4 protein-coding genes are annotated in these 3,481 nt (G+C 37.9%); 1 reads left to right on the plus strand and 3 read right to left on the minus strand.

The genetic code is table 11. The features are described 5' to 3' along the window. Window positions 1–495: 495 nt before the first annotated feature. Genes GF401_03555 through mutM form a run of 3 tightly spaced genes read right to left on the minus strand, consistent with a single transcriptional unit; the run spans window position 496 to window position 3,082 of the window. A complete protein-coding gene (locus GF401_03555) occupies window positions 496–921 on the minus strand; it encodes a hypothetical protein (protein MBD3344120.1) in 426 nt (141 codons plus the stop codon). A gap of 4 nt (window positions 922–925) precedes the next feature. Then, window positions 926–1,555: a hypothetical protein gene (locus GF401_03560; protein MBD3344121.1), complete on the minus strand. Its 630-nt coding sequence runs from the start codon at window positions 1,553–1,555 to the stop codon at window positions 926–928. Window positions 1,556–1,570: 15 nt separating this feature from the next. Next, window positions 1,571–3,082: a DNA-formamidopyrimidine glycosylase gene (gene mutM / locus GF401_03565; GenBank protein ID MBD3344122.1), complete on the minus strand. Its 1,512-nt coding sequence runs from the start codon at window positions 3,080–3,082 to the stop codon at window positions 1,571–1,573. Window positions 3,083–3,156: 74 nt separating this feature from the next. Here mutM and GF401_03570 point away from each other — a divergent pair. Continuing rightward, the coding region (locus tag GF401_03570; GenBank protein ID MBD3344123.1) for a hypothetical protein at window positions 3,157–3,481 on the plus strand (325 nt) is incomplete at its 3' end.

Genomic DNA, 3,481 nt, shown 5'->3' on the forward strand with positions numbered 1-3,481 from the left:
ACTGAAACCGCCGGGACTTCGGCTCCGACGCTCCGCTTTTCAAGGTGCACCTCGACCTACCAACTAAAACCCCTCACTGAACAAGGGGCCAACGAGCATTACACTGCATTCTCGCGGCGCTAACGATTCGCATAAGCTGCGGGGCTTAACACATCCCTTTGCTCGACAAATTTCGCCTAAAATCGCGCCGCTTACCCGCGGGGCGCACCGCGCACCGTCAGCTTGATGCTGGGTTAGGTGGTGTTGTCATTTATAATTTTCACGAATCAAAAATCATCTATTGTACATAGAACCTTAATTCCGCCTGAAAAAGTAACTTCCGCTCTTTCGGAGCTGCAAAAGCGAAATCGCAGCGCCAATACCCAGAATTGGCTGAAGATCGCGTGCGAAGAAACGAAATTAGATCACGAATCGACTTTTTGTGCTCCTCAGAGACAAAGCGGCCTCTGGAAGCGGAAGCTACTTTTCAACCGCAAAACGGGGGTATTTAATGTTCTATGTATTGTAGCTTAAAGAGCGAACATGTTTTTGCAAATAGAGGGTAAAATCATCTATAGATTGCGAAAAATGGTCAAGGGAATTTAGAACCATTAAGTTGACAACAGAATGACGTACATGTACTCGTTCATCTGTGTGAACACCAATAATATGTTTATTTCTTGCATACGCGTAACCTATCTCCCATGACGTCCCTGCATCAACTGTAACTCCATTAAGGTTTGCAATAATAACATCAGCGCGATTAAGATGATCCAAATCTCCCTTGAATAATAATGGCCCATCATCAACAGAACTCATAATACCTAAATCTCGATGAGGTGAATAAGTGGTAAATCCCACATTTTGCGCTTTGCTATCCAACAATTCATTTACCCATCTATCTCCTTCATTATAAAGAGGCCCAGCTATATATGCATACATTTTTTTATCCTTTTTGTTCGAGTTCTTCGTTTATTTTGATTACCAAATTGTCTATATCATTTTTATCAAATGTATTGAATTTGTCTGTATCTATCTTTATTATTGGGGCTGGTAGTCGAGGAATCCAAAAAGATTCTAAGCGTGAATCATGAAGGTATTGTAAGATCTCCAAATAATCGGTTGGTATACTGTTCTCCGATAAACGTCCGCGCTTTGAAATTCGTTGTTCTAGCGTTTCAACACATGCTCGAACAAGTATGTATAAAGAGGGCGAGGGTATATTTGGAAACAATTGTGTGCAAATTTTCTCATATATTTCATAATCTCTTTTGGTTAATAATGATTGCTTTCGCATTGCTTCGGCAAAAATGGGACAACCAATTATAGAAAAATCTTGGACCACTTTATCTTTTCTTGAACGTCGATTAATGTAATGAAGTGCCGACCACAAAAAGAATAATTGATTTCGTAATGCAAATTCTGAAGGCTTCAAAATAAAATCTTGAAGATATGGATTGCCTTGAACATCGGGCTCAAACATTCCCGCAAAACCACATAATCGTTTAACTAACGCTTTTGCAAGTTCTGTCTTACCCGCACCAATATTGCCAATTACACATATATGTGTCATCATTGGAAATTCATCTTTCTAGTAAGTGGCACATCTGATTTTATAAACGTATTTAAATGCTTCGTGTAATGTTTGCAATTCATTTATTGTGGTAATTACATGATCACAATAGCTTGATTGGTCAAGTTCTCCTTTTTTGTATGATTCACGTTTCTTTTTATCAGATACTGAATAATCATTACGTTCATAAATACGCTTTGATAATTGATCTTCAGAACTAGTAATTAAACAAATAATAAATGAATTATCATACTGAGCTTTTATCTCTTTCGCTCCTTCAGGCGAAACGATAATTACTACATCGTTTCCGCTGATAAGGGTATTTTCTAATAATCTTCGTTGTGTCCCATACCAATGGTTGAAATGCTGGCCAAATATTAAAAAGTCTCCATTCTGTTGCATTTTTTCAAAAGTATCTTTGGAAACAAAGATTGAGTCGACTCCTTCTATTTCGCCCGGTCGTTTATTGCGTGTCTTTACAGTTGGTACTAATTTTAAAAAAGGAATATGCTTTGCCATTTGTCTTGACAACGTTGTCTTTCCTACCGATGATGGGCCAGTGATAATGAAAATGAAATTTTCATTATTATGTATATCAAAGGAGTATTGCTTGGCATTACCATCTCGAATATTATTTTGAGATTTGCCAGGATACTCCGGTTGATCATGGGGGCAAAAAACTGCTCCACGTCCACTAACTTTGATTTTTTCAAGTATTGTTCCACATCGAAAGCAAGGCTGCCCTGCGCGTTGATATACCCTTAAAAAGTTCTGATATTGTCCAGTGCTCCCATCAGGTGTACGATAATCAGAGAATGTAGTGCCTCGATGCTTTAATGCTTCCCGAACTACATAATAAATCGCGAAATACAATGCTTGTGCTTCTGAATTATTAAGACTCTTTGATTGCCTTTTAGGATGTATACCAGAATAGTACAAAACCTCATTCACATATATATTGCCTAAGCCCGAAATGGCTTTTTGATCCAATAACCTTGAATGTATTGCACGTCGTGAAGACAAAACTTCCTTAAAGGCGTTTTCAGTAAAATCTTCAGAAAAAACATCAACTCCTAACTTAGTAAAACGGCTATCGTCTTTTACATTGTTATCCATTATTGTTGCTAGTTTTACCCATGTGCTCTTATCAGCTAAGCAAAGTTCAGAACCATCATCAAATTGAATAACTACTCGTAAATACTTAGGCCTACTGTCTTCATCTTGATTATTTTTATATATTAGCTGTCCAGTCATTAATAAATGAATAACTATATGAATACCGGAATCTACAAAAATATCAATATATTTACCCCTTCTAACAACTTCCAAAACTTTATAATGTTCAACTAAGTCTAAAAACTCTTTTTTACTATTCCCATCAATAATATCTTCTGTGTTTTCCGAGAATATTACATTAGTCACAGTTGTGTTAACAATAACTGATTTTAGTCCGTTAACGATAGTTTGAACTTCTGGTGCTTCAGGCATTTCTTCCTCCATATTTTGAGAACTTGTTATGTTGAAAACCATTAGACATTATACCGATTAGTACACAAAACAAGAATCTGTGGTAAAATAGCGAAAATCTCAACAGGAGGTGATCGATGGCTTTGTACCAAAAATATGCCGAGAAACCGCGTACGTTTTTAGCCTTGACGGGGTACACGCGGGAAGAATTTGACCATTTGTTACCATACTTTGCCCAGCATTTCTATGAGCGGATGCGTACCCACCGTCTCGATGGGAAACCACGCGGCAAGCGGAAATACAGCAATTACCGAAACTGTCCTCTTCCTACTATTGAAGATAAGCTTTTCTTCATCTTGATGTACTTGAAGACCAATAACCTTCAGGAAGTGCAAGGCGCGCTCTTTGGGATCAGTCAACCCAAAGCCAATCAATGGATTCATTGCCTGCTGCCGATTTTGC

The organism is Chitinivibrionales bacterium, assembly GCA_014728215.1.
In the GTDB taxonomy this organism is placed as follows: Bacteria; Fibrobacterota; Chitinivibrionia; order Chitinivibrionales; family WJKA01; genus WJKA01.

What these genes read in the sequence shown, in the direction of transcription:
- GF401_03555 (MBD3344120.1), bottom strand. Translation starts at nt 921, where the DNA reads ATGTATGCATATATAGCTGGGCCTCTTTATAATGAAGGAGATAGATGG.
- GF401_03560 (MBD3344121.1), bottom strand. Translation starts at nt 1,555, where the DNA reads ATGATGACACATATATGTGTAATTGGCAATATTGGTGCGGGTAAGACA.
- mutM (MBD3344122.1), bottom strand. Translation starts at nt 3,082, where the DNA reads ATGGTTTTCAACATAACAAGTTCTCAAAATATGGAGGAAGAAATGCCT.